Raw genomic sequence first — 26,655 nt, 5'->3', positions numbered from 1 at the left:
GAAGCTTAAAAATCAGTATCTTTTGGGGGGGATATTTTTGACTATGGCAATTATTTTATTTGTAGCGAATATTCTACTTATTCTTGTTTCAATCGTTGGTATTGTTCTGTTCATGGGGATATTGTACAGGGGGTACATTTTGCTAGGATTACTTATTGCTGAGAAAAAGAACACAAGAAATCAAGCTGTAAAAGATTAATTTTATGACAACACAGAGCCTCATTTCTACTTTATTAGTGGAAATGAGGCTCTTGCGTAAACAATAAAAGTGACATAATGGGGTGAAGGAAGGGACATAGCATTTTATAGCTTTTGGGACATCCCCGGATGTTTGATGCTTAGCACTACCTTTTTCTTTAGTTCCTCTGCAGCAGCTCGAATCTGTTTTGCCTGCGTCACAGCCGAAATCACCGCTACACCATCGGCACCCGCACTTACCACTTCCTCCACACGGTCTATCGTAATGCCACCGATCCCGACGATGGGCAGATCAATTCCCGCTTTGCGCATCTCATGCAAAATGGCTGGACCCTGCACCGCATGAGCATCATCCTTTGAGATGGTGGGATAGATGGGGCCGACGCCGAGGTAGTCCGCACCTTGCAGAATGGCTCGACGAGCTTCCTCAATCGTATGGGCGGAGACGCCAAGGATTCGGTTTCCGATCCGCGTACGCACAGAATCAGCCGATTCATCGTCCTGACCGATGTGAACACCGTCGGCGTTGAGCTCAAGAGCCAGCTCCACATCGTCATTGACGATAAAGGGGATACCAGCGTGGTGGCACAGATCTTGTAGCTGACGCGCAAGTTCAAACATAGGCACCCCTGTTAACGCGCTACGGCCCTTTTCCCGGAACTGGATCATGGTTGTGCCGCCAGCAAGAGCCTCCTGCACGACCCGATTTGGTTCCGCGAGGCAGTTCACGCTTCCAACAACCAGATACATCTGTAAATGCCGGCGCATGATCTCAGGTAATATTCGACCGCTCATTGGAGTATCTCCTGACGACGGCGGTAGGCCCAATGATTGGTTGGACCGTGTCCCTGGCCCAAATACAATGTATCTTCAATCGCCGCCTGAATGAAGGCTCTTCCATTCAAAATAGCTTCCGGTACAGACACGCCTTTCCCTAATTCAGCGGTAATCGCTGCTGAGAACGTACATCCTGTTCCGTGTGTGTGGACAGTTCGCACCCGCTTGCCGCCCAGCTCTGTAAAGGCAGTTCCGTCAAATAGCAGGTCAATGACCTGACCGCTGTTTTCGCTCTCCTCATCGTGGCCGCCCTTGATCACAACGAATTTGGGACCCCGGCTACTAATATGTCTCGCAGCTTCCCGGCGTCCTTCCATCGTACGAATGCTTATCCCGGTTAAGGCCTCCGCTTCCGGGATATTTGGTGTGACGACCAGTGCCAAGGGGAGCAGGTCGTCGTTCAAAGCTTGCACCGCTTCTGGTTGCAGCAGCTTTGCACCCCCTTTGGCAATCATTACAGGATCGACGACAACCTTTTCCCAGCCGAACTTTCGGATCTGCTCGGCCACAAGACGGATGATGCCTGCATCAAACAGCATGCCAGTCTTTAGGGCGTCGACTCCAAGATCTGATCCTACAGCTTCGATCTGTTGCGCTGTTGCTTCCTGTGGCAGCGGATATACACCGTGAACTCCCAAAGTATTTTGTACCGTTATGGCCGTAATAGCTGACATGCCGTATACGCCAAGCTCCTGAAAGGTTTTGAGATCGGCTTGAATTCCAGCCCCGCCGCCACTGTCTGAACCGGCAATCGTCAGCGCTCTCGGTACATGCACGTCTCTCATCGCGCACCACCTGTTGTAGTTGTTCCAGCTTCACGGATCGTGACATGCCCCTCTAGCGAACCAGTATGTAGTTTGGCAAGCTCGTCGAGAAAGGCAATCTGGAAGCTGCCCGGTCCCAGCTTTGCGGTATGCGCTGCGGCTCGAGAAGCTGCTGCACTGTAAAATGCTAAACCTGCTGTGCCTGCGAGCAGCAGGTTGGGTTCAACTGCTGCAAAGGCACCCAACACAGAGGTCAGCAGGCAGCCTGTTCCGGTTACCTTCGTAAGCAGCGCGTCTCCGCCACTAATCAATCGTACTTCAACCCCATCGGTGATGACGTCCTCTTTTCCAGTGATGACAACCATGGTATGGAGCGTTTGCGCAGCCCGAACTGCCAGATCGACATTACTGCTGTCAGCACTGTCGCCTGCATCTACCCCTTTAATTTCTCGGGCTTCTCCGATCAGATGAGCGACTTCGGCTGCATTGCCTCGTACTAGTGAGATGTTAACCTCGTTTAGGATTCGCAGTGCTGACTCGGTTCTAAAACTAGTTGCTCCCGCACCGACTGGATCTAACAGAACTGGAATACCGTGAGCATTCGCCGATTGTCCAGCAAGGATCATGGCATCCACTAGCTCACGGTTTAGCGTACCGATATTTAACACGACGGCGCCCGCTATTTTGGCCATATCTGCTACTTCCTCCGGTGCATAAGCCATCACCGGGGAAGCCCCTAGTGCATATAGGCCGTTGGCTGTAAAGTTGGTGACCACCACATTGGTTATATTATGAACGAGGGGGTTGCTGTTTTGTACCTTTGTCAGGAGCGCCGAATAACTTTGTTCCCATATATTCATCATGTTTATCCTCTCTCATCTATACTGATTATTCCAAGACCGTAGCGCGCATCTGGACGGGCCATTGTTCCTGCTTATAAGCCATATCCCAGAACATATATTCCAGCTGGCAGCTTAGCATAAAATGCTCAATCATCCGCTCTCGCTCGGCAGCCGTGGCGACTTTCGCCCAAGCATCCACACGCTCTCGATATTTGAAGGTTACATCTTCAATTTGGTTGCCATAGAAGCAAATCCACTCATAGAACGGATGAGACTCGTCCGGTCTTACCTCATCCATTAGCCTGCGTCCAATTTCAAGATATGTCCATGGACATGGTAGCAGCACGGCCATGATTTCCCCAAGACTACCCTCATGTGCGACGGTCAGCATATGGCGGATATAATGATGAGCGGACGGAGCGAGTGGATATCCCTGCATCTCTTCATAGGTGACACCTGCGATAGCACAAAAATTTTGATGCGGATGAACCTCGCTGTTGAGAATAAAAGAGATCTGTTCGTTAAATACAGCCATATCCTCCCGGCTCGTGCTTTTGGAGATCGCGATGCCGTAAATCCGCATGTAGGCGTTCAAATATTCAAAGTCTTGTTTTACATAGTGAATCAGCTGTTCCCTTGTTAAATTTCCTTCAGCAATACCTCTCACAAAGGGATGCTCATAAATGGCTTGAAAAATGCCATCCGCCTGCTGACGGAGCTCTTGCGAAAAACTCATTTCCCCACCTCCAACAAAAATGGAGAATAAGAAGTCCCGTAAGATACAACTCTCGGAACAATGCCAAAAAGCCGCCCCGAAAACTGGAGCGGCTTCAACATAGGTTCAATGCGCAAAAACGCCTGAAACCATATATAGAAGGCTCCACTTTCCTACGCTAGTACGAACTAGATCAGGTTCAAAGGGTCCAAGATTCATTCTTGTCTCAGCCATAATGGCTCCCCTAGTGGACTTTCCTATTCTTTTGACTAATACTGTACATTCGTTCCTATGTTATGTCAAACTGCTTATGCCTAGTGAAGGATTAGTGAGGGTGTTGGATTACACTTTCCACGGCTTTGACCCTCACATATTCCGGTTTCCACATTGCATCCCGAATGGCTTGCTCAATATCTGGAAGGTGTGCCTGAGCTACCTGATCCTGAATTGCGGCCTTTGCTACCGCAACCGCAACCGCAAACGAAACATCACGTAATTTTCGAATATGGGGCAGCAGTGCGCCGCCAAGTTCATTCGAATCTACGGCGTTGGCAACGGCATCAGCTGCTGCGGTAAACATGGAAGGAGTGATTCGTTTGGCCTTGACCACAATTGCGCCTAGACCCAGTCCCGGGAAAACAAAGGCATTGTTCGCCTGTCCAATTTCAAATTTCGTACCGTTATAGCTGACGGGCTCAAAGGGACTTCCCGTAGCAATCAATGCTTTGCCATCAGTCCATCGTATCAAATCCTCGGGTACCGCTTCAGCCAGATTGGTAGGATTGGACATGGGCATAATGATCGGGCGTTCCACATGCTTTGCCATTTCCTTGATAATCTCTTCAGAAAAGGCACCCGCTACACCGGAAGTCCCAATTAAGATTGTAGGTTTTACCTGACGGATGACCTCCAGCAACGGTATTTTGCCGTCTTCCGATCGGGCCCATGAGCTGATTTCTTCCTTTTTACGCACATATGGTTTCTGATAATCGAGTACATCTTCCATATCGTCCGTTAATAGCCCACGATAATCAAAGGCCCAAAACGACCTGAAAGAATCTTCTGCAGGAAGCCCGTCCTCGATCATAGCGCTCCGTATTTGGTCGGCGTTACCGATTCCTGCTGCCCCTGGACCAAAGACAAGTATTTTTTGTTCACGTAGCGGAATTTTGGTGACACCTACCGCCGAAACAATCGCAGCTAATGTGACTGCTCCTGTGCCCTGGATGTCATCATTGAAGGTGAGAATGTTTTGACCGTATTTCCCTATTATGTGGCGTGCGTTCACGCTCCCCACATCCTCCCAATGCAAAAGCGCCTTCGGGAATTGTGTTAACGTTTTGCTGATAAAGGTATCAATAAATTGATGATAGGCTTCTCCGCGAACTCGTTTATGGCGGTTTCCGATGTATAGCGGATCATTCAGCAGCTTCTCGTTATTCGTGCCGACATCCAGTACAATGGGCAGCACCCGCCCGGGATGAATACCTGCCGCAGCTGTATATACAGCAAGTTTGCCAATAGCAATGTTAATTCCCCCGACACCCCAGTCACCAATTCCCAAAATACTTTCTGAATCCGTGACCACGATCAGGTCAACATCCTCACTACGTAAGCCGGAATTATAGAACGCCTGTCCGATACCGTTCGGATTATCTATCGATAAATATACGCCCCCGGGACGGTTGTACTCATGGCTGTATTCTTGAATGGCGGTTCCTACAGTCGGTGTGTAGACTACGGGCAGCATTTCACTCAAATGGTCGGTTAGCAGCCGATAGTAAAGCACGACATTCCGGTTATGAAGGTCGTTAAGTGAAGCATTTTTACGCAGCATGGTGGGTTGTGCCAGGAATTGCTGATATGCCCGAACGCTCTGTTTTTCCAATGAAAGGACAGTGGGAGGAAGAATTCCTTCCAAGCCCAGTTCTTTGCGTTCTTCTTCTGTAAATGCCACCCCTTTGTTCAAAAGAGGGTTTGCTAGGACGTCCTTTCCTCGTAAGGGAGTAGATAATGACCCATCACGATTGACATGAAATGCTTCCATAAAAATACCTTCTTTCCCTATATTTTGATAATTATTCATGATGAAAATGACATGTTGTCCATAGTATGGACGTACAAATTGGTTTTATTCGCCTATCAATCTATGACAAAATGACCATATGTGTATCTTTTTATTAATCCTATAGAACTAATTTTGTTTTCGGATTCACCTTGTAATTCGTATAGTAATAGTCCTAATGAATCGGGTCTAAATGCTCTGTTTTATCAAATATGAAAATTAGTTTTTCTTCTCTTGAATGCTTATATATCAAGGGATGTGAGCTATTTTGTTAAGAAAATATGAAGTATTTGGACATTAATTTAATCTTACTAAGCAAACATTTTTAATTCTTTTTCAACAAAATAGAATTATTCGGAGGAAAAGGAGAGGTTTGTGTGCAGGGACCTATAGCCATTTTTAGCGATAACAACAGGGCTATTGATTATCCCAATGTGATTTGTTTTTACCAATATATACAGTGCGAGGACACGGAGGAAGCTTCAGTCTACGAGGGCGCAAGTTGCTGCCTGATAGATTATAGGGAGCCGGGGCAAGCCGTGCGGAAAGCTAATCAGATCCGTAGCCAATTTCCGCAAATGCCATTGCTATTGGTGACGGATGTAACCTTTCCGTTCAGTGATCAGCATATGGTGCAGATTATCGGAGTAGGCCGATTGCGTCTGCTATTTTGGCAAGCCAATGATACCGAAGAAATACTTTCTGAAATACAAAGCTTGCTCTATCCCGAGTATTCGACTAAAAGCCAACATGTTGCATTCATCTTGTCTGTGTATAACGAAGAGAAACGTTTTGTTCATGTCAAAACCTTTGCTGAGCGACTGCAAGCCTTTATCCGCAGCCATATTATAGAGGGTTCGATTTATCTCATTGATGATGGTAGCCACGATGGCACGAATGCCTTGATTAAAGCGCTGGAGGCAGCAACGGACTTGTCCGTAAACCGGATTAACCAGAACTTGAGTCCACTGCTTCAAACAAGGGAATTGGGACGCAATACGCGCAAGGCAGGGACGTATCTGGAAGGAATGCGGACCATCGGTGCGGATTACTACGTATTTGTGGACGCGGACGATTCCTTTTTTATTGAGGATATTGCCAGAATGATCAATGTTGTTCAACAGGGCTACTATGATGTTGTGATTGGAACCAAAGATATGACCGCCGAGAATCGTTCTTTATTGCGATCTATCGTCAGCTTTGGCAAACGGGTCGTCTCTCGCCCCTTTTTACCAACCGGTGTAGTAGATTCCCAGACGGGTCTTAAAGTGATGAGCTCGGTTGCCGTGAAGCGGATGTTTCCACATTTGAAGGAACAACTCGGACTAGCGCTAGATCTGGAGATGATGTTCATTGCCAAGCGACTTCAGCTCCGTGTGCTGCAACTACCCGTCAAATGCATTGACCGAGATGGCTCGCACATTCATGTCTGGAAGGATTCCATTCGTTTTTTGCGCTCTATCATTGAGATTTGGCGACTGGATCGGCGGGTGAGATAACCACGTGAACAACCGATTGCGTTCGTTGATGTTCCCCCTCTTTAATGTGCTGCTTAACGGATTCAATTTTTTCTTCCACATTGCAGCGAGCTGGTATCTTACCGGACAAGCCTATGGTCAGGCGAACGCGCTGTTGGCCCTCTTTGCACTGTTGTCCGTATTGGGCTTATCCATCCAGCTGTTAACCGCCAAGCTGGTATCCAAGGCTGACCAGAAGCTTCTGCTACGCAGCTTACCGCTCGGTTCTCTATTACTAAAAGCACCTCTAGTGCTAACTCTGCTTGCCATGATCATTTCACTTTCCTTTCATCCGTTGCTGCGTTCGCTATTGGGCGTTGAGTCCGGCCCGCTGTTCATGCTGTATGCCTTGATCGGATTGCATATTCTGGTGAGTTCGTGCCGTGGAGATTTACAGGGGAGGGAACGCATGCTGGCGCTCAATGTGAACTATTACATTGAGGTATTAGGGAAGCTATGCCTGTTTTTTGTCCTGGCTGCCCTGGGGTTAAGGCTGGAAGCCTTACTATTAGCGAGCTGTGGGGGAATGCTGCTGTCGTTGCTTCACGGCTGGATCGTTTCGGCCCAAGGCTTGTCCCTATTGACATATAGAGGAGAACATATCCCTGCTGGGTTATGGAAGTCACTAGGTCAGGATTTCACCGACAGCCTTATGACGAATTTATTCATTCTGTTTTGTATATCCATCGACATGTTGTATGTACAGCATTATTTTCCTGAGCAGGCCAGCAGCTATGCCATTGCGCTGAAGTACAGCCAGTTGGTCTATTACGTTTCGTACAGCTTGATTGCTGCCTTTATTCCAAAGATCGGTGCGCAGGGGCATGACCGCCAGGCTTTGGGCAAGTTAATTGTAATCTATGCTGGATTAATGGCTGTAGCCGCGCTGTGTGTATATGTGGGCACAACTTATATATTCCCACCCTCTATTCCCATATTATTTGGAGCCTCTTACCAGGCGGCTGAGGCCTATATTCCATGGGGAGGCTGGGTGTATTGGCTTTTTTCCATCGTGCTATTTTTTGTGCATGTGCACGTATTAGTGGGCAGACGCACCTTTATGTTCAGTCTGATGGCGGGAGCCGCAGCTTTATTAGTAGCCTTTCATATGGCTCACACAGACCCGATCGATTTTTTGTTGTCAGAGTTCATTGTGTACGGAGCTATGTCTCTCTACTTTGTGATAGATGCCTATATGTATTTGTTCAAAATAAAGATAAGGGGAGGAATCACCCCATGAATACCATACTAGAGCAGGACGATAAGACCGTAGTTCTATTGCTTTCCTGGCGTGACATTCGTTCTCCGAAAAGCGGGGGAGCAGAAATTTTCACCCATGAAATGCTGAAACGCTCACAGCAAGGCCGGTTTCAGTTCATTCATTTCTCACCCCAATTTGAGGGGATGCCTGAGCATGAAGTCATCGACGGAATTACGTATATTCGAAAAGGAAACATATACAGTGTTATTTATTATGCGATGCGCTATTACCGTCGTCATCGGCAGCAGATTGACTATGTAATTAATCAAGCGAATACGCATCAGTTCTTTACCCGATTTTGGGTGGAGGCATCCAAGCGAATTTTTTTCATACATCAGCTAACAAGGGAAATATGGTATGAAAATGCCAGGTTCCCGCTAAATATGATTGGATTTCATATGGAGCCCCTCATGCTTAAGCTGGCACGGAAGGATCGGACGCTCACCGTATCCCCGTCTACCCGGTATGATCTGCTTAAGCTGGGCTTTCATCCAGATCGCGTTCATCTTTTACCGGAAGGCATTGAGTTTGATCATTGGCCGCGTGAACAATTTTTGACGAAGGAGTCTAACCCAACCTTCATGTATGCCGGACGCTTTGTTAAATATAAGGGCATTGATCTGGTCGTTGAAGCCTTTGGGCGGCTCAAGGAAAAGTTCCCCCAGGCTATGTTATGGATTGCCGGAAAAACCGATAAAACCTATGTGACAGAACAATTATTGCCGATTATAGAACGGTATGGATTGACATACGGAGAACCGGATGAACAGGGACAATCACAAGCCGATATTACCTTTTATGGATTTGTTTCAGCAGAGTATAAGCTGGAGCTGATGAGCCGTGCCCATGCGCTCGTATTCCCTTCCCTGCGTGAAGGCTGGGGATTGACGATTACCGAAGCGGCAGCGGTTGGAACTCCCAGCATTGTGAGCAATTCTCCCGGTCTGGTGGATGCGACGGATTTCGGAAAAAGCGGATATTTATGCTTTCACGGCGATATTCGAGGATTATCTGAACAAATGGAAAGAGCGGCAGAGGGTGGCGAAGATTACATGGCCATCCGTGAGCGAGCGTACCAATATGCGCTAAGATTTCATTTTGATCATACAGCTGCCGCGTTTGAGCAGTTGATGGAGAATTGGACAGAGGAGGCGGAACAGAGTGGACAAAGTGGTCATTCTCTTCTCCACGTACAACAATGAACGTACAATAGAGCCTTGTTTGCGAAGCTGTATGGGGCAAAATTACAGGGATCTGCATATTGTAATTGCCGATGATGGCTCCAGTGATCGGACGGTTGAGACGATTCGTATGCTGTCCGCAGGGAGCTCAGTACCCGTTACCGTATTGGAGCTTCCTCATGGAGAGCGGGGAGTTGCTAGAGTCAAAGCGGTTGAGGAAGCGAAGCGCTTGGGTGCCGAATACATATTTGTATTGGATTCCGATATGATTTTAGCCGAACATCTAATTCAGCAAAGCATCGACTTTTTTGACGATCATCAAGATATTGGTGCCTTGGTTATTCCAGAGGAGGCATATTCGGAAGCAAATAATTTTTTCTCCAAAGTAAAGGTTTTCGAGCGGAATGTAATTAACAACGCAGGAGAGACCTTGGGAAAACGCTCCATTGAAGCTGCACGCTTCTGGCGAATGAGCGCTTACGAATCAACAGGCGGATTTAATGCGGAGCAAATTGCTTTTGAAGAAATACAGCCAACCTTACGCTATATAGAGTCTGGCGGAGTCATTCGCCGGGCGGTTTTTACACGGGTATATCATGATGAAAAACAGGTATATTTGCAGGATGTATTACGTAAAAAAGCCTACTACTTCTCGGTGATGGATCGTACGATGTCATCTGAGGAGGGCGGATTGCGAAAGGCACTGGAACGTTGGTACTTCTTCCGTCCGGTGTTGTATACATGGGGGAATGTGAAAAACTACATCCGCCATCCGCTGCTAACGGGGGGGATGTTGTGGATGTACACCTGCCTGACTGTGATTGGGGTAGCCGCCGTGTTAAAGGGCGGCACCCGTCACTCAGGCGATCTCGCTAAGGCGGATAAGGCGTAACGATGAATGACCGAGGGTCAGCGTATCCAGCGAGTACAGGTCGGGATCGGAAGATTCTGGCTCCTCATACGGTATATATAATGAATGCGGAGTTAACTGAATACCTTCGCCAGCAGGATGACGCAGTGAGCAGCCGACAGGATACAGCTCAGCAAGTGCAATATGTACGGCGGTTACGATATCTTGTTCATTCAGCAGGACATACGGTCGGTACGGAGCATTCAAAATGCTGTTTATAAATATCGACAAGTCAGTTGCCACGTTCTGGTCTGCATACAGGCTGTTTCGATTGAGCCTAGCCTGATCAAGCGCCTCATACAGTATCTTTTTAAGCGTATCATCATCCAGCTCCAGCGGTTTCGTCAAAAAACGGAACACGCCGACTTGATTAATGGCCGATAAAATGGACTGCGTATGCAGGTGACCAGACAAAATGATGCGTACGATATGTGGATAATCTTTCTTAATCATACGAAGGAACGTAATTCCGTCCAAACCAGGCATAAGCAGATCGGAGACGACAACATCAATCGGGTACTTTTCCAGCACTTGCAGAGCTTCTTTAGGCGTGTGAGCGGTATGTAAGGTGAATGTTTCTTGCATCAATGTCCGTTCAAGCAGGGACAGCACCATAGGACTGTCGTCAACAAATAGAATGTTTTGGGGTGTCATAAGAACTGCGCAACTCCAATCAGGAAGTAAGAAATGAGGAACTACATGTATAATATCAGCGTTTTGGCATTTTTAAAAGATGTCAGTACAGAACGGGCGTTGCGTCTTTTTTGTGAACGATTTGATTCGGTTGAACACGCGCTCTGGGAAAAAGGAATGCGTCTTCTTCACCAGTATCATGCTGCGCGACATACAGGGGTGACTCTGGCCGTCTCCAGTGCACTTCAGCATATGGACGATCGTCATGATATTTACGTTGTTGATCTGCGAGCATACAGCGAGGAAGATTTGGATCGTCTATATATCGCCAAAACATGCGAGTTGATCCTGCTGACAGACGGGGCAACGGAAACCGCTGCGAGGTTTGCCGCACTCCAGCGCCGCACTCCCCGGTTGCTGTGCGCACGGCTACCGCTGGTCAGCTACGAGCTGGAATGCCTGATGCAAGCGATTTTGAGCCGTCTTGAACAAAATGGAGGGGCCAGGTCATGAAGCAATGGGCTTTGTTGAAACCAAGTTGGCAAAAGCTGATCCTGTACCTGATGGTTTTGTGTGTGACAGTGTTCTTGGCCGCTGTGCTACAATGGTTCGTCATGAGGCAATTCAGCGGTCACTTGGCGGAAATTCAGAACGAGCAGCTCCAGGATGAGGTACAGGAACTGTCTGGCAGCATAACGGAGCGTTATGCCGCATGGCAAGATGAGCTAAAAGAGCTGTCGTCCAGTCTGGGCAGAGAGATGCTGAATCAGGGAACACGTCAATATGCTGAGGGGTTTAAGCGTGAGAGCGGGTCTTTTTATGTGCTGGATGAACAGTATCATGTGATGGTCGGACGTGACAATCGTGAGATGAGGAATGCGGTCCAGCAGATTAAATGGCTGCAAAATGGTTGTGCGGTCAGCTCTTTTGTGACTGAGGATCATCAGCCTGCCCAGTACATAGCGTGCAGGATTCAAGGGGCGCAGACGGGCGGTTTTATGGTGCGTACAGTTGACGCTGAAATGCTTAGTGGAATTGTTAAAAGTAAGCCGGTGAATCAGCATGAGACTTTATTTTATAACGGTCAATTCAAGATCGTAGCTTCCCGAAGTACTTCGGATATCAACCGGACGGACATCACGAGTGTAACCCGTAGGCTGCTGGAGGGCAATACGGGTATCGTTGAAGATCGTGGAGAGAAATACGGATTAGGATTCAGCCGCATTGGGGAAGAGGCCCTTTACATATCGGTTAAGGATATCAGTCAGGATACTGCCCAGCGAATTAGCTCCTTTCGCAAACAGTTGTGGATGGTGATGGCTCTAATACTCATTATTTTGTGGGCCATGCTCATACAGTTCCGCAAACGGATTGTGAAAGATGCCATCGTGAACAATCAAGTGCGTGACCAGCGGCGGGATGAAGATATGCGACAGCAGCAGGACACGTATTATTTGCCGTTAATGCAGACGATTGAGCAACAGCTGCAAGAGCTACAAGAACAGACTAGCCGTCTCACAGGCGGCGATGATTTAAAGCTGTTGGGATTTTATCAAGATCTAGCCAACCGCTTTGAAGTGTCTTCCAGTCAGGGAAAAGGAGCATCTCATGAGGAACTGGAGTATTTCCGCGAGCTGAATGAAAATTTCATTCAGGGTCGTCTCAGACAGGAATCCTCACTAGGAGAATTACTGACAGGCGTCCGTAGTTTGCGTGATGAGCTGGAAGAGAAAATGCATGATAATAGCGGAATTAGCTTCACCGATATGAATGAGGTATTGTCCGAATCGCTGAAATGGGCGAACCGTTCGCTGAATATGAAGCACATTCAAGTGATCTTGCGGCAAGAGCCAGTTCCATCCATTGCAGCACAAGCACCCATGCTGTACAAAACGATACAGGGGCTGCTGGAAAATGCAGTGCAGGCCATGAACCAAGATGGAGAGCAGCTGGAGGATCAGGAACGGAGCCGAACGGGTCTGCGGTCCAAGCGGCAATCTCATATGCTTAAGGTTAGCTCACGGCTGGAAGAAGCTGAAATTATGATTATCATTGAAGACACAGGCGGCGGGATTGATGACAAGATGCGTTGGAGCTATTTCCAGCCGGACTATTCCCAAAACGCACAGGAGCATACGTTCAGCCTGTATCACATGGATGCATATCTGAAGACTATAGGTGGTCGCTTAAAGCTGCGTAACACCGATCAGGGATTGCAGGCCATCGTTCATTTGAGAAGATAGATAGGCCCAAGATAACCAACAGATACAAGAGGTTCAAGAGAGGGGGACAAGCATGAAAAAGTGGATATTTCGCTACCGCTACGATATGGCGGCAATCCTATTGATGCTCGCTGCGATTGTCGCATATCTTGCCCCCATCTATGGATTAGGACAAATCGTATTCAGTGACATTGCCTTTGGAGCCACCTCTCATCGGTATCTGGAGGAAATAACCGGGGTATGGAACGAACGATGGTCTACCTCGACCTTGTTCAATGCTCCACGTATCCTGTACATCTTGCCCTTCTATGGACTTTCACTATTATTTGACGAAAGCGGCCCGGTCTTGCTCAAGTCGTTTATCACAGGCTTGTTATTTGTCTCGGCATTTTCGATGTATGCCTTTGCCAAGCGACTGGTCAGCGTGTATTATTCACCAAGTTTTACGAAAACCCGTATTTTTGCCATCATGGTTGGTTCGTTGTTTTACGCACTGAATCCGTGGGTTATTTTTCGCATCCAGCATATTTATTTGCTCTGTGGGTATAGTTTGTTTCCGTTAATGCTGCGATTCTTTTTCAGTGCGGTGGACCCCAAGTTTCAAATTCAACAAATTAAAAACTATCATCCCCATAAGTTGTATCAGCGGAACTGGATTGACCTGTTCCTGCTGGCTGCAGTATTCACTGTTAGTGCTGCGGCCATTCATTATTTTTTCTTCGGGATGATTTATTTGGGATTGTTCACCATGTTGCTCCTGCTCAAACTGACCTGGACTCATCGTAAAGCCGGGCGCGCCTATTTACAGCCCTTATACAGTAATTTTTTGCGTAAAGGCATGATTTTTGGTGTGTTTTTCGGACTGCTTAGTTTTTACTGGTTGTCCCTGTATGTAGGTAGCATGTTGATGGACGCTCAAGCGTCTCAGCATAATATCAACGTCGTGGATACGTTGTCTCTGTTCAGCCGTAATAGCAGTTTATATAATGTGGGTTATTTACTGAGCTATTGGTGGCCAATGTTTTCCTTTTCCTCACTGCCTGCGATGTTTTATGTAGGTGGGGGATTCTTATTGCTATTGATCGGATACGCGATGGTGACACGTTCACATAAAAAACCGATCATTCTGATCTTCTCGCTCCTTACGCTGTTATTTATGGTTGCAGCGACTGGAACGACATTTCCGTCCATTGCCAAGTGGTTTGTTATTTTGGTTACGAAAACCCCTGTAATTGGTTCGGTTTTCCGTGATCCTAACAAATTTATTGGACTGCTTTCCCTTAATTTCGGTGTGTTGCTGACCTTTGGCGTCATTCAATGTATGGAATGGTTTGGATCATCGCCGCTACAGCGTGTGTATAAAAAGCTGGCGGTTGTTATCGTCGTTTTGTGCCTGGGCGTATATTTTGCTCCCTTGCGTACCCAGTTCATTGAGGGGTACTACAAGCCGGTACAAGTGCCGAAGGCTTATAGTCAAATGGCTGAAAAGCTGACTGACCCAGATCGTTTTGACAGCAAGGCACTGTATTTTCCGATTGCCGATAATATGATTCAAAGCTATAACGGAGTAGCGACGCCCAAATGGAATAAAGGAAAAACGGCAACCGAGAAGGCAACCGGGGATTTTCAGGTATACTCTTCTCCTAAAAATACGATCTTTCATCATGAAGGCAATGATCCCGGTATCACATACTATATGAATTTTCTACAGTATGTTATGGACAACGGACTAAGCTCGCGATTAGGCTGGCTGTTCTCTACCTTTGGGGTCAACCAGCTGGTCTACCATGATGAATATGAAGGACAGGAGAAGCGGCAGGATTTCCACCTGTCTCAGCTGGAAGGTCAGACCGGGTTGAAACGTACGTATAAGAACGATTTGTTTTCCATATTCAATCTTGATCAGACACCGCCCTATATGAATATTCTTGCAAGTAAAATTGTGACACCTTACGGATTTAGCCGACTGGAGAGCTACAGTCATCTGCCTGGTTTTGATTTCAGCCGTTTTGGCGTGCTGTTCAGCGCGTTGAAGCCTGAGTTAAACACCATTCAGACGGTCAACAAGGGGGATTATGTGGAGGCAGCCTCCTTTAATGACTTGCTGTTGTCCCAGCTCCCGGCAGAGGATTACTTGCGGCCTTTTGATGCCATTGAGGATGGTAATGCATTTTTAAAATGGTCCAAAACTTTTGCATCAACCAACGATTGGTTGTGGTATTTATCCTCCCAAAATATACGGAACTTCCCGTTTGATATGGAGATGGATGCAGGGATTGCGGTCACCTTCGCCAGTAAGAAGCTGGATGTGGCACCCTATCAGATGAGCAGTATTGAAGGCAAAACGGTGCTTGATTTTGACTCTATGCTGAGAACGGAAACCTTTTTCAAGCCTGATAATCCACAGTTGTTCAGTGTGCAGGCTAACCCCCGAGAGGAATCGAACGACGTGCCGACTCTGCATGGTGAGATTATGAAGGGAGATCCGAGTAATATATGGCAGGTTGCTAGATCGGGATTGCTAGAGGCCAAGGAAAATAACCCTTATCAGTTCCACATCACCGTTTCTGGTCGTGGGACGAACAAAATGCATGTAAAAATGAGGTTTTATGATAAGCAAATGCGTGAGCTGGGGGTTAGCTATGTTGTGGCGCCTTCAGAGGGATATAATTTTGACAGTGTAAAATTTTACGGGGAATACGTCTCGCCGCCTGGCAGCTATTGGATGCGAATGGATTTGTTAACCCTCCAGCGTCCGCAGCAAAAAAATTACTGGTGGATTCACGATATTCAGCTGCGTGATTTGGGGAAATACAGCAAGCCCAACACGTTTACGATGCATACAAAGATGGACCAGCCTCAAACCTCGCATGTATATGCAAGAGTGTTCATGAATAAGGCAGGCGGGAAATTGCAAGTCACACTGCCGGATGGAGTGGCTAACATCAAGACCCGTGATGAGGGATTAAACCAATTTCATTGGGTTGATTTGGGAGAACATGTTTTTCCAAAGGGAGATAACCCAATCACGGTTAATAACCTGCAAGGCTTTAATGCGGTCAATCAATTTGCGATTGTTCCTGTGGATCAACTGGATCGGTTATCTTTTCCGGTGGAGCAGGCATTGAAGCGGGGTAAGCTCTTTTTTACCTTGGAGGCAGAGAACGATTTTAATGCTCAAGGGAATGTGCAGACGGAACGTGCTTTACCTAGACTTAGTATGGGGCGGGGAATCAGTTACCAAAAAGGGACGTTAAGCAGAGAAGTGGAAGTCGCCAAAACGGGAACCTATGCCACAGCTATTTTGGCTAATTTACCTGCCGGATATGAAGGATCGTTAACCATGAAATGGAAGAATGAAGAGACTGGAGAGGTGCTGACCAGAACGCTTCGTACGGAGGACTCTTATAAGCGATTACCCGCTACCTCTTTATCCGAAAAGAAGGTTATTGAAACGGTGCCCAATCAGGATGGTTTTGCCAAGAAAAGCATACAAATTCCCGGTCTGCTGAACGACTATGGCCGAGTCGAATTTAAAAATCTGTTCTTAACCAAGGGAAAATATCGCTTAACCCTTGTACTGGACAGTCAGGTGCCGTCATTGAGCCATTTTGCAGATATTCATCGAATGGGCGGGCAGGAAGTGATCGTGATGCCTGGGCAGGACACGAAGGAATCATTGAGCACGGATGTTGGTTGTGTAGCAGATATTCGACCTGGCCAGACGGATCTATCCATCAAGGACACAGAACTGTCCATCCGTTACGCACCTAGCTATTCCTGTGATTGGAATATTTATGCGTCCAAAAAAATGAAGGCGGAACCGCTGCAAGAGTATGCCGTGCAGTTGGATGCACGGTCAGAACAAATTGGAAGCCGGCACATGAAGGTCATTTTCTTAAATAAAGCGTCCCAGGTTCTTCAAACCTCCTATATTGATGAGGTGGAGGAGAGAGATAAGGAGCAATGGAATCATTATGACCAGATTGTAAAGGCTCCGGCAGGAACCACCATGATGCAGTTTCAGATTTTAGCGCATGCGCACAAGAAGCAGACGGGCTTATTTCAAATGAAGCAATATTCCATCATCCCTTATCAAGCGATGATTACAGTGGATCAATTTACGCTGTTTGAGGGAACGGATATGGATACCTTTTTTATGGCACCACACGCTGCGGAAAGCATTCAGGCTACTCGTGAAAATTCCATGGAACGTAGTTTTACGCTATATAATCCAATGCATCAGCAGGTGCTGATCCGGGAGACGGAATCACCCAATCCACTATGGGAGTTCAGGCTGGGTAACGAAAATCAGCGAGCGCGTCTGTCTGTGAATGGAGTAACTACTGGATTCATAACGAATGGCAGCGGAAACGGTAAGGTTGTCGTTATTCTGGCTTCAGCCTACCGTTTTGGCTGGGTATTGTTTGTCATAGGGATCCTGAGCGGAGCAGCTTGTTTTCTTCCATATCGGCGATGGAATAAGCGGAAAATTCCATAAGAAGCAAGCTGCCCGGAGGGAAACAGGCGCCACAATATGGCTACATCTCGTATTTGTAGCCTCTGCCCCAAACGGTACGGATATGCTGAGGATTTTTAGGATCACGTTCAATTTTTTTGCGGAGGCTGGAGATATGTACGTCGATGGTACGGTCCAGATAAGCGCCATCTCCGCCTTTGACCCGATCCATCAGCTCGCTACGGGTAAAGACTTTCCCTGGATTGCTGGACATCTCTTTTATAATAGAAAATTCGATGTGAGTAACTTCGATTTCCTGGTCATCGACCAACAGGCTATGACGGTAATCATTCACCCAAACTCTTACCTTTTTAAGCTTTTGGGTTATCGTTCGTGATTCAGTGAGCATGTTGCTACCACTGCGGCGCAGCAAGGCTTTGATGCGGGCATTTAGCTCCCTCAGACTGAAAGGTTTGCATAAAAAGTCATCCGCTCCGTCATCCAGAGCCTTTATTCTTATATTCAGCAGGGTGTTATTAGAGATGACGAGCATAGGAACCGTGGTAAATTGACGGATGTGACTGATCAGCTCAGATTCGACTTTACCGGAAAACATTAGAGCGGTCACAATAATGTCCGGCTTAAAGTGCATTAATGTAGGAATTGCGAGTTTACAATCATAGATTAGTTCGGTATGATAGCCTTCCTCCTGAAGATGAAGAGCAATCATATCAGCCAAACTTTTTTGATCTTCAAGGATGAGTATTTTTATAGGCATGACTGACATCTCCTGTACGGACAAAGATACCATTAACATGGCATAACTATGTATGTTCTACGATGATACATACTTATGTATTCGGCAAAAGCACGAAAAGCAAACAGTCCAATAATGTAAGAAAATATGAATTTAGAGGAAGAAGGTTGCATCTTTGCGAATGATTTTATTATCCGGAGGCTCGGGTAAACGTCTATGGCCCTTATCCAATGTGAACCGTCCGAAGCAGTTTCTTTCCATCCTACGTCATGACGAGCGGCCGGAAAGCATGCTGCAACGGATATGGAGGCAGTTGGATGAGGCGAATTTGGCAGATCAAGCCTATTTTTCTACGAGTGGAACTCAGGTCGAACTGATTCAGGGACAAATTGGTGGAGACGCTGTAGTGATTGAGGAGCCGACTCAGCGGGATACCTTCCCGGCCATTTCCTTGGCTACCGCTTACTTGCATGACATTGCAGGTGCATCACGTGACGAGATCGTGGGGGTCATGCCGGTGGATGGCTATGCGGGGGATGAATTTTTCGAGCATCTGCGCAGGCTTCCTTCCATATTAGAGCAATCAGGAAGCCATATCGCATTGATGGGGGCTGTTCCAACGGAGCCCTCAGATAAATATGGATATATTGTGCCTTCAGCTCCTTTACTTGACCAGGAATATTATAGGGTGAGTTCATTTGTAGAAAAGCCCGATCTGATTCGATCTGAAGCCTTGATCCGTGAAGGAGCCTTATGGAACTGCGGAGTGTTTGCTTTTAGACTCGGCTTTTTATTGGATGTGCTGGCGCAAATGAGTTTACCAGCCGATTATAAAACACTTTCGACAAATTACGCAGACTTGCCTAAAACCAGCTTTGATATTGCGGTAGTAGAGCACACTCGTAAGCTCTCCGTGCTCCCATATCATGGAGAGTGGAGGGACTTGGGAACGTGGGATTCGTTGGTGCGGGAAGTAAGTTCAAAGCTAAGCGGTCCCGGATATATTTCGGAAGCATCACATGACTCGCATATCATCAATGAACTGGAAATTCCGGTTAGCATCTGGAATGTCCCAAACATTATTGTTGTTGCTGGGCCGGATGGTGTGCTGGTTACGGATCGACAATCATCAACAGGAATTAAGGATATGGTGGCAGAAATTGAAATTGGACCGCGTTTTGAGGAGCGATTCTGGGGAAAGCAAACGGTCTTGTCCCATCAACAAGCGGCAAGCGGGTTACAAACGGTCACCAAACGTGTTGTCATTTCGAACGGGAGATTTATCAGCTATCATGAGCATCAGTTCCGAAAAGAGGTTTGGACCATTGTTTCAGGAACCGGAAGTGTCTGTATCAATGGGATGACACAGACAGTCAGCCCTGGTATGGTCATCGTTGTAGAACCTGGTACCAAGCATTTTATAGGTGCAGTAGAGGGAGATTTGGAATTCATTGAGTCACAAATCGGACATATCGTATCCGAAACGGATATTATTCGATATGAATTTCCCGATTCGATTGATGCTCGTACTGTATAATCGCCTGCAATATAGGAACGGATGGGTGTAAACAAGGCTTTCCGAAGCGAGTGAAGAGCGCTAGGAACTATTTTTAATCAGCTTGATGATTTGGACATTCTTAATAAAAGGTATTCATGCGTTGTTCGCTTGAATACCTTTTTTGCATGAACAACTCTATTATTCTCAATGAAATGGATATAAAAGAGGCTTATAAAATGAGTTTTTTGGAGGTTAGCCATTCTTTTACGGCATCTGTACTGAGATCTCTTTTTGGCGTCCATTCTATTTTATCCACCAGCTTGCCGTTCCTGAATTCTGCAATCGTGGGGGTGTATTTTACGTTGTAATCTGCTTTGAACTTATTCCATTGGGATTTGTCCTTGTGAATTTTGTGAACGTTTAAAAAAGTAATTTTGGAGCCCAGATTATACTGTTCAATCATCTTGTTAAAGTTAGGCTCAAACCGATTGCAGTCGCCACAACTGGGTCTGCCAACATAGACAAATACACTTTGATCCTGCTGAATCAATTGTTTAAAACCATCCATTGTAACCGCATTCAAGTGATCATATATTTCGGGGTAATTGCTTTTGCTCGCTTGGATCTCTTTATCTTTCTGCTGAACTACCTGCTCCAGGTCTTGAAATTTAACTACAGCTGAAATAGCGATACCAATGATAAGCAACACAATGACACTTAACCCGGCGATATATCCTTTTTTCACAGAAATCCTCCTTTTTTTACAATCTCAAACTTACAATATATGATATTTCCATTTTTCGCTGTAACACTTGTCTCATGGTGTATAAAAAAGAAGCTTTCCATTAGGAAAGCTTCTTTTAGTCTGAAAGTTAAACGTTAGACTACAACGGTCAACAAGTAATCCTCACGCTTCACTTCCGTTTCCATGGTGTTCAGTACATCCAGATATTGAGCGGAATTGGTTACGATGATCGGCGTAGTCGTTGTATAGCCTGCCGCTTTAATTTGTTCGATATCAAATTCAAGCAACAACTGTCCTTGCTTCACCACATCACCCTCTTTGACGCGTTTGTCAAAGAATTGTCCTTTCAGCTTCACTGTATTAACACCAACGTGAATCAAAATTTCTGCTCCGTCATTGGAAGTAATACCGATGGCATGTCCGGTCGGGAATACTGTCGTAATCGTTCCGTTAACCGGAGAAGTCAGCACACCCTCTGTAGGATCGATCAAGATTCCTTTTCCCATAGCGCCTGAAGCAAAAGCAACATCAGAAGATTGTTCCAATGGCAGCACTTTACCTTGCAGCGGACTTACGAGGATTTCCTTTTCGATCGCTACTTCTTTTTTTACGGGTGCTGTTTCTGTTTTTGCAGCTTCTTCTTTTGGATCATCAAAGCCCAAAATCATAACCAATACAACTGCAAGTACAAAGGCAACGAGTAAGCCGATAACAACCCACAAGAACCCAGCTCCAAAATAAGTTGGCAACGCCAGTAAACTAGGCAGGGAGAAGGACTTTGCAGTTGCTCCGCCGGAAGCGATAATCGCGCCACCGATACCACCAGAAATACAAGCGTAAATGAAAGGCTTTTTCAATTTCAAAGTTACACCATAAATCGTAGGTTCAGTAATCCCGAATACAGCTGCCAGTGTAGAAGAACCAGCCAAAGCTTTCATTTGAGTATTTCGTGATTTCAGGAATACCCCCAGTGTTGCACCCGCTTGAGAAAGTACGGCTGCTGTAAGCATTGGAAGCATCGTGTCATAACCCAATGTTTGAATATTGGACAGCATAATAGGAACGAAGCCCCAGTGTACGCCGAAAATAACAAATACTTGCCAGAATGCCCCAGCAACAGCTCCGGCAATCAATGGGCTTAAATTGTACACCCATGTAAAACCGTTCGCCAAGCCTTGGCTGATCAGGTTACCGACTGGACCAAAGGCCAAAAACGTCAACGGAACAACAACTAGCAGTGATAGCATAGGGACGATAATGTTTTTAACCGATTGATGAACAAAGGAATTAAACCAACGTTCCACATAGGACTGTACCCATACCGCGAGAATAATTGGGATTACGCTAGAACTATATTTAATCAGAATGATTGGAATTCCGAGAAAAGCCAGTTTTGCCGGATGGTCCACCGCAGCAATAACATCCGGGTAGACGAGGGCTCCAGCAACTGCGACCGATACAAAGGCATTCGTCTTAAATTTACGGGACGATGTAATAGCTAGGAATATAGGCAAGAAATAAAACACGCTGTCCGAAGCGGCGTTCAGAATGAGATACGTACCGCTTGCAGTATCAATCCAATGGAGCGACGCAATTAAGGCCATAATCCCTTTGAGCAAACCAGCTCCGGCAAGAGCACCCAAGAGAGGTGAGAAAATGCTGGAAATGATATCGACCGCTTTGCCAAGAAAATTCGTTTTTTCGGAAGATTCTTCTTTTTTCGCATTTGGGTTATCTGCATCCTGCAGATTTGTTTCTGTCATCATATGCTCAAAGACCTGACCTACATTGTTACCGATGACCACTTGGAACTGGCCGCTGCTTTCCACCACTGTAATGACACCAGGTGTTGCTTCCAGTGCAGCTTTGTCCGCTTTTGTGCGATCTTTTAATTTAAATCTCAAGCGTGTAGCGCAATGGAATACCGAATTGACATTCTCTTCGCCGCCAACGAGAGTCACTATTTTTTTGGATAGCTCTTTATCACTCATGTTCAGAACTCCTTAAGTGTTATTCTTGCTACTGATAGGATTTACCGTTTACATTTGTTGCTGAGATGCGCCGGCGTGCATCTTTTTTAACCTTGTAAACAAGAAAAACCTAAACTCGTGGTGAAAACTGCGCACTCCTCCTATAAGGGAACGTCGATTTCACCATCAGTTTAGGTTTTGCCTGCCTTACCAGTCACAATCCATGAACGATGAGGATATAAAGTTTTTAGCCTGATATGTTATTACGCTCAGTTACCCGATGAATGTGAATCGTTAGATATACATACTCATCTTTGCTTAAATATTGATCATATGTTTTTTCCAGATACTCATTAATTTTTTGGGCACAAGCAAAAGCCTCGGTATATGTTTGCTTTACCTGGTTGTACAAAAATTCTTCACCACTGTGAATAACCTCTTTGCGAATCACTCGCATTGCAAAATATTGCAAATGGGTCAAAAATCTCGAATAGCTAAAAGAAGACTCATCCAGCACAATCCCGTAATGATACGTAATAATATTCAATATGTGTTGGACAATCTCAGTCATTTTTAGTGTAGCCTTCATTTCGTTACCGTCGATCCGCGCATTCACCATATGCAATGCGATAAATCCCGCTTCGTCTTCGCCCAATTTTACACCGAGCGTATTTTCAATTTTTTGTAGAGCATCCAGCCCAACTGCAAATTCTTTTTTGTAAAAGCGTTTAATTTCATACAGCATCGCGTTTTTGAGTGCCAATCCTTTTTCTTCCCGCTGTATGGCAAAATGAATATGGTCGGTCAATGTTAAATAAATGTTATCACTTAACTCCGTATCCAGCACTTCGGCTGCATGGGTCACGATTTCATTCACGACCTCCAGATGAGACACAGGAATATCGTTTAGCAGCTCAGTTAGTCTGGCCGTGAACTCGTTTTCATTTAACATGAAAATCTTATCTATTTTATGATCATCGACTTGGTCCCCAGCCACCTTTTTGAAGGAAATACCTCTTCCCATGACGATGACCTCTTTGCCTTTATCGTTTTTAGTCAACAGGACGTTGTTATTGAGCACCTTCTCAATAATCATTGAAGTTCCCCCTCCCATCCTTTACCAATAAAAAATGCCCAAGCACAATTCAACACTATTGTTAGCAATAGCACTCAATTGAACTCAGGCATTGCCCGCATCACCGGTCACAATCCTTCGATATAGTGCTATTGTAGCACAAAAAAAAGCGATTTCAACATATTTTATTCTCTTTCGACAAAAAATATTTCATATCAAGGCCCATTTGCCTAATTTGCAAGTCAATTGTGCCCTTAAGTGGTCGTACGCTCAATGAGACTGTATTCTAGCGAATGAAGCTCCATTTGGCGTCCAATCAGCTGAGGGGAAAGCATGAAAAAGGCATTTTCCGCCTGAGCCATAATGGGATTTTGAACCGTTGTAATCCCCATGGTGTGCGCCAGCTCCGTGTTATCAAACCCAACAATCGCCAGATCTTCCGGTACCCTCAGCAATTGTCTGCGCGCTTCGCAGAGAATGCCCACTGCTACATAATCGTTAGCACACAAGATAGCCTCTGGAAATTCCTCACGATGCTGTAACAAATTGCGCACGACCTGTTCGCCATCACGAATGTTATAAATAGAAGAATAGTTCCAGTGTGGCAGCACCGGCAGATTGTGTTCACTCATGATCTGCTCATAGGCTCGTTGTCTGCTGTGAGTATTGATGCTGCTTGGACGACCAAAAGCATTGGCTATACGTGTATAGCCTTTTTGTATCAAATGTTTTAATGCTAACATGTATCCTTCATATTGATCCATAGCGACGGAGCGAATATCGGTATGCTCCATACGTTGCCATGCCACGATCGGTCCATATTTACAATAGGTACTCAAAAAATCAGTGTCATTCACGCAGGAAATGATGACCAGCGCATCGACTCTTTTTCTTTTTAAATCCTCGAAAGCTTGAAGCTCTTTCTTTTTGTCTTCTCCCGAAGTATAAATAATGGTTTGGAATTCATATTGGCCTGCGATTTCCACAAAGCTGTCCAGAAATGCCAGCACAATTTCATTGATAGTTGAAGTGATGATACCAATCTGAAGCGTCTGACCCTTGGATAGAGAGATCGCATTCCGATTAGGAACATAATCTAATTCCTGCATGATTTTTAAAATTTTAGCTCTGGTTTCGTGACTTACATGGGGGGACTGATTTAACACTCTGGAAACCGTAGCTTTGGAAAAGCCCGCCAGTTTTGCAATTTGATCAAGATTCGACATGATGCTTCTCCTCACCTGAGAAAAAAATACTTGACATGAAACGCGTTACAACAATTAGGATGCTTTATGAGGGCATTACGTCTATTTTAAAGCATCTGTCGATGCATTTCAAAGGAGAACGGTTACCGTTAGTTATGGATTCGCATTGCAGCACCTGACGGGTTACTGACTAAAGTGAAAACATTAAATTAAGGAAAGAGGTTTTCATACCATGACGAAGACGCTAAAAGGATTCCCGAAAAACTTCCTCTGGGGCGGGGCAACTGCAGCCAACCAATTGGAAGGTGCTTTTGACGTAGATGGAAAAGGTCTGTCCAGCGCAGACATGATAGCCTATGTACCTAAATCAGAACGTAAGAACGATCATGCTATAGAAATTTCGTCCGAACGACTGGAGGACATCTTGGCAGGGAAGGTAAACGCCCGTTTTCCAAAGCGTGAAGGTGTGGACTTTTACCACCACTACAAAGAAGATATTGCCTTGTTTGCAGAAATGGGCTTTAAAGTATTCCGGATGTCCATCCACTGGTCGCGGATTTTCCCGAATGGATATGATGCCGAGCCGAATGAAGCGGGATTGCAATTCTACGACAATGTATTCGATGAGCTGCGCAAGTATGGTATTGAGCCTTTGGTAACACTGTCGCATTATGAAACACCGCTAGGTCTGACACAGAAGTATAATGGCTGGTTGGGACGCGAAGTCGTGGATCATTACGTAAAATATGCCGAAACGGTATTTACACGCTATAAGGATAAAGTAAAATACTGGCTGCCCTTTAACGAAATTAATGTCATGACTATGAGCCCGTTTACAGGCGGAGGTGTGGTTATTGACCGTGTAGAAAACAAGCAACAAGCGATATATCAAGCATTGCACCATCAATTTGTAGCAAGTGCATTGGCGACCAAACGGGGACATGAGATCATTCCGGGTGCTCAGATCGGCTGTATGCTGGCCCGCATTGAAAGCTACCCACATACGTGTAACCCAGAAGATATCCTGAAAGCACAGCATGAAAATCAAATGAACCTGTTCTTTACGGATGTGCATGCTCGTGGGGAATATCCCAACTATATGAACCGCTATTTTGAAGAAAATAATATTGTGATCCAGACAGAACCCGGCGATGCCGAAATTTTGAAAAATAACACGGTCGATTTTATCTCATTTAGTTACTATATGACCTTGACCGTATCGGCAGGGCCAGAAGGCGAAAAGGCAGCAGGGAACCTGATAGGCGGTGTGAAAAATCCGTATCTGCAGTCTTCCGACTGGGGATGGCAGATCGATCCGATCGGTTTGCGTGTTACACTGAATACGTTTTATGATCGCTATCAAAAGCCACTGTTCATCGTGGAAAATGGCCTGGGTGCGTATGATAAGGTAGAAGAAGACGGCTCTGTGCATGACACGTATCGCATTGATTACTTGCGTCAGCATATTGCCCAAATGAAGGAAGCGATTGCTGACGGTGTTGATCTGATTGGTTACACCAGCTGGGGACCTATCGACCTTGTGAGCATGTCTACGTCCGAAATGTCCAAGCGCTACGGATTTATTTACGTTGATCTGGATGATGACGGTAACGGAACGCTTCAACGCTCCAAAAAGGACTCATTTAACTGGTATAAAAATGTGATAGCAACCAACGGTGAAGAATTGTAATTCCATATCGTTTTGGCGGGTACAGCAGAGAAAATCCTCAGGATGCAATCTGCTGTACCCGCTTTTTGTATAGACACTCTATTGATTCTTTCAGAGGGCTTCACAAATTTT

20 protein-coding genes and 1 riboswitch are annotated in these 26,655 nt (G+C 45.8%); of the genes, 9 read left to right on the top strand and 11 right to left on the bottom strand.

All coding sequences use genetic code 11. The features are described from left to right. Nucleotides 1–303 precede the first annotated feature (303 nt). The 5 genes from thiE to HFE01_RS21675 all read right to left on the bottom strand — a co-directional run bounded on the left by thiE (nucleotide 304) and on the right by HFE01_RS21675 (nucleotide 5,403). Entirely contained in the window at nucleotides 304–993 is a 690-nt protein-coding gene (thiE, locus tag HFE01_RS21695; RefSeq protein WP_167438370.1) for a thiamine phosphate synthase, read from the bottom strand. After that, the gene (thiD, locus tag HFE01_RS21690) at nucleotides 990–1,820 is read right to left on the bottom strand and encodes a bifunctional hydroxymethylpyrimidine kinase/phosphomethylpyrimidine kinase (RefSeq protein ID WP_031462102.1); all 831 of its coding nucleotides are present in this window, start codon (nucleotides 1,818–1,820) and stop codon (nucleotides 990–992) included. Before thiD ends, thiE begins: the two co-directional genes overlap by 4 nt. Further along, the gene (thiM, locus tag HFE01_RS21685; RefSeq protein ID WP_167438371.1) at nucleotides 1,817–2,662 is read right to left on the bottom strand and encodes a hydroxyethylthiazole kinase; all 846 of its coding nucleotides are present in this window, start codon (nucleotides 2,660–2,662) and stop codon (nucleotides 1,817–1,819) included. The genes thiD and thiM overlap by 4 nt, the downstream gene beginning before the upstream one ends. Before the next feature lie 25 nt (nucleotides 2,663–2,687). Next, nucleotides 2,688–3,377: a thiaminase II gene (tenA, locus tag HFE01_RS21680; RefSeq protein ID WP_025365674.1), complete on the bottom strand. Its 690-nt coding sequence runs from the start codon at nucleotides 3,375–3,377 to the stop codon at nucleotides 2,688–2,690. Nucleotides 3,378–3,509: 132 nt separating this feature from the next. After that, nucleotides 3,510–3,612, bottom strand: a riboswitch (TPP riboswitch). A gap of 69 nt (nucleotides 3,613–3,681) precedes the next feature. Further along, complete coding sequence (locus HFE01_RS21675) at nucleotides 3,682–5,403, bottom strand: NAD-dependent malic enzyme (protein ID WP_167438372.1); 1,722 nt, start codon at nucleotides 5,401–5,403, stop codon at nucleotides 3,682–3,684. A 395-nt stretch (nucleotides 5,404–5,798) separates the two neighbouring features. Here HFE01_RS21675 and HFE01_RS21670 point away from each other — a divergent pair, with 395 nt between their 5' ends. From HFE01_RS21670 to HFE01_RS21655, 4 genes are read left to right on the top strand one after another with little or no spacing between them, the layout of a single operon-like run. Continuing rightward, the gene (locus HFE01_RS21670) at nucleotides 5,799–6,920 is read left to right on the top strand and encodes a glycosyltransferase (protein WP_016818594.1); all 1,122 of its coding nucleotides are present in this window, start codon (nucleotides 5,799–5,801) and stop codon (nucleotides 6,918–6,920) included. A 4-nt stretch (nucleotides 6,921–6,924) separates the two neighbouring features. Beyond that, entirely contained in the window at nucleotides 6,925–8,178 is a 1,254-nt protein-coding gene (locus HFE01_RS21665; protein WP_103042564.1) for a polysaccharide biosynthesis protein, read from the top strand. Further along, on the top strand, nucleotides 8,175–9,401 hold the full coding sequence (locus tag HFE01_RS21660; protein WP_045244846.1) for a glycosyltransferase family 4 protein: 1,227 nt from the start codon (nucleotides 8,175–8,177) through the stop codon (nucleotides 9,399–9,401). The genes HFE01_RS21665 and HFE01_RS21660 overlap by 4 nt, the downstream gene beginning before the upstream one ends. Continuing rightward, nucleotides 9,361–10,272 (top strand): glycosyltransferase family 2 protein, encoded by a 912-nt coding sequence (locus tag HFE01_RS21655; protein WP_044787385.1) that lies wholly within the window; start codon nucleotides 9,361–9,363, stop codon nucleotides 10,270–10,272. The genes HFE01_RS21660 and HFE01_RS21655 overlap by 41 nt, the downstream gene beginning before the upstream one ends. Here HFE01_RS21655 and HFE01_RS21650 read toward each other — a convergent pair. Further along, nucleotides 10,240–10,944 (bottom strand): response regulator, encoded by a 705-nt coding sequence (locus tag HFE01_RS21650; RefSeq protein WP_016818598.1) that lies wholly within the window; start codon nucleotides 10,942–10,944, stop codon nucleotides 10,240–10,242. The two genes, HFE01_RS21655 and HFE01_RS21650, sit on opposite strands and share 33 nt — an antisense overlap. A gap of 45 nt (nucleotides 10,945–10,989) precedes the next feature. On the opposite strand from HFE01_RS21650, the gene HFE01_RS21645 reads away from it, so the two are divergent. The 3 genes from HFE01_RS21645 to HFE01_RS21635 are packed head-to-tail and all read left to right on the top strand — an operon-like array spanning nucleotide 10,990 to nucleotide 17,646. Continuing rightward, nucleotides 10,990–11,436 carry a hypothetical protein gene (locus HFE01_RS21645; protein ID WP_016818599.1) on the top strand — a complete coding sequence of 149 codons (447 nt, stop codon included), beginning with the start codon at nucleotides 10,990–10,992 and terminating at the stop codon, nucleotides 11,434–11,436. Next, nucleotides 11,433–13,166, top strand: coding sequence for an ATP-binding protein (locus HFE01_RS21640; protein ID WP_107734862.1), 1,734 nt, complete (start codon nucleotides 11,433–11,435; stop codon nucleotides 13,164–13,166). The genes HFE01_RS21645 and HFE01_RS21640 overlap by 4 nt, the downstream gene beginning before the upstream one ends. A gap of 52 nt (nucleotides 13,167–13,218) precedes the next feature. After that, nucleotides 13,219–17,646 (top strand): hypothetical protein, encoded by a 4,428-nt coding sequence (locus tag HFE01_RS21635; RefSeq protein ID WP_107734861.1) that lies wholly within the window; start codon nucleotides 13,219–13,221, stop codon nucleotides 17,644–17,646. Between the two features lie 40 nt (nucleotides 17,647–17,686). Here HFE01_RS21635 and HFE01_RS21630 read toward each other — a convergent pair whose 3' ends face one another. Continuing rightward, the gene (locus HFE01_RS21630) at nucleotides 17,687–18,382 is read right to left on the bottom strand and encodes a response regulator transcription factor (protein WP_016818602.1); all 696 of its coding nucleotides are present in this window, start codon (nucleotides 18,380–18,382) and stop codon (nucleotides 17,687–17,689) included. Nucleotides 18,383–18,542: 160 nt separating this feature from the next. Here HFE01_RS21630 and HFE01_RS21625 point away from each other — a divergent pair, with 160 nt between their 5' ends. Then, nucleotides 18,543–19,898, top strand: coding sequence for a sugar phosphate nucleotidyltransferase (locus HFE01_RS21625; protein WP_090890481.1), 1,356 nt, complete (start codon nucleotides 18,543–18,545; stop codon nucleotides 19,896–19,898). Nucleotides 19,899–20,088: 190 nt separating this feature from the next. On the opposite strand, the gene HFE01_RS21620 is transcribed toward HFE01_RS21625, so the two are convergent. The 4 genes from HFE01_RS21620 to HFE01_RS21605 form a co-directional block, all read right to left on the bottom strand. Next, entirely contained in the window at nucleotides 20,089–20,604 is a 516-nt protein-coding gene (locus HFE01_RS21620; RefSeq protein ID WP_016818604.1) for a thioredoxin family protein, read from the bottom strand. Between the two features lie 134 nt (nucleotides 20,605–20,738). Further along, nucleotides 20,739–22,595: a beta-glucoside-specific PTS transporter subunit IIABC gene (locus tag HFE01_RS21615; RefSeq protein WP_167438373.1), complete on the bottom strand. Its 1,857-nt coding sequence runs from the start codon at nucleotides 22,593–22,595 to the stop codon at nucleotides 20,739–20,741. 226 nt (nucleotides 22,596–22,821) lie between these two features. Beyond that, a complete protein-coding gene (gene licT, locus HFE01_RS21610) occupies nucleotides 22,822–23,670 on the bottom strand; it encodes a BglG family transcription antiterminator LicT (RefSeq protein ID WP_016818607.1) in 849 nt (282 codons plus the stop codon). 233 nt (nucleotides 23,671–23,903) lie between these two features. Then, nucleotides 23,904–24,875 (bottom strand): LacI family DNA-binding transcriptional regulator, encoded by a 972-nt coding sequence (locus HFE01_RS21605; RefSeq protein ID WP_019688430.1) that lies wholly within the window; start codon nucleotides 24,873–24,875, stop codon nucleotides 23,904–23,906. A gap of 211 nt (nucleotides 24,876–25,086) precedes the next feature. On the opposite strand from HFE01_RS21605, the gene HFE01_RS21600 reads away from it, so the two are divergent. Then, nucleotides 25,087–26,544 carry a glycoside hydrolase family 1 protein gene (locus HFE01_RS21600; protein WP_167438374.1) on the top strand — a complete coding sequence of 486 codons (1,458 nt, stop codon included), beginning with the start codon at nucleotides 25,087–25,089 and terminating at the stop codon, nucleotides 26,542–26,544. The last annotated feature ends 111 nt before the right edge of the window (nucleotides 26,545–26,655 follow it).

It is taken from the genome of Paenibacillus sp. EKM10P, assembly GCF_011800655.1.
GTDB lineage: Bacteria > Bacillota > Bacilli > Paenibacillales > Paenibacillaceae > Paenibacillus > Paenibacillus polymyxa.
Note: the sequence above shows the minus strand (reverse complement) of the source record. Positions and strands in the feature narration are given on the sequence as shown.

Bases quoted from the DNA above. Each gene is read 5' to 3' on its own strand.
- HFE01_RS21675 (WP_167438372.1), bottom strand. From the start codon at position 5,403: ATGGAAGCATTTCATGTCAATCGTGATGGGTCATTATCTACTCCCTTA.
- HFE01_RS21640 (WP_107734862.1), top strand. From the start codon at position 11,433: ATGAAGCAATGGGCTTTGTTGAAACCAAGTTGGCAAAAGCTGATCCTG.
- thiD (WP_031462102.1), bottom strand. From the start codon at position 1,820: ATGAGAGACGTGCATGTACCGAGAGCGCTGACGATTGCCGGTTCAGAC.
- HFE01_RS21630 (WP_016818602.1), bottom strand. From the start codon at position 18,382: ATGCCTATAAAAATACTCATCCTTGAAGATCAAAAAAGTTTGGCTGAT.
- licT (WP_016818607.1), bottom strand. From the start codon at position 23,670: ATGATTATTGAGAAGGTGCTCAATAACAACGTCCTGTTGACTAAAAAC.
- HFE01_RS21650 (WP_016818598.1), bottom strand. From the start codon at position 10,944: ATGACACCCCAAAACATTCTATTTGTTGACGACAGTCCTATGGTGCTG.
- HFE01_RS21625 (WP_090890481.1), top strand. From the start codon at position 18,543: ATGATTTTATTATCCGGAGGCTCGGGTAAACGTCTATGGCCCTTATCC.
- thiE (WP_167438370.1), bottom strand. From the start codon at position 993: ATGAGCGGTCGAATATTACCTGAGATCATGCGCCGGCATTTACAGATG.
- HFE01_RS21660 (WP_045244846.1), top strand. From the start codon at position 8,175: ATGAATACCATACTAGAGCAGGACGATAAGACCGTAGTTCTATTGCTT.
- HFE01_RS21615 (WP_167438373.1), bottom strand. From the start codon at position 22,595: ATGAGTGATAAAGAGCTATCCAAAAAAATAGTGACTCTCGTTGGCGGC.
- HFE01_RS21600 (WP_167438374.1), top strand. From the start codon at position 25,087: ATGACGAAGACGCTAAAAGGATTCCCGAAAAACTTCCTCTGGGGCGGG.
- tenA (WP_025365674.1), bottom strand. From the start codon at position 3,377: ATGAGTTTTTCGCAAGAGCTCCGTCAGCAGGCGGATGGCATTTTTCAA.
- HFE01_RS21635 (WP_107734861.1), top strand. From the start codon at position 13,219: ATGAAAAAGTGGATATTTCGCTACCGCTACGATATGGCGGCAATCCTA.
- thiM (WP_167438371.1), bottom strand. From the start codon at position 2,662: ATGATGAATATATGGGAACAAAGTTATTCGGCGCTCCTGACAAAGGTA.
- HFE01_RS21645 (WP_016818599.1), top strand. From the start codon at position 10,990: ATGTATAATATCAGCGTTTTGGCATTTTTAAAAGATGTCAGTACAGAA.
- HFE01_RS21605 (WP_019688430.1), bottom strand. From the start codon at position 24,875: ATGTCGAATCTTGATCAAATTGCAAAACTGGCGGGCTTTTCCAAAGCT.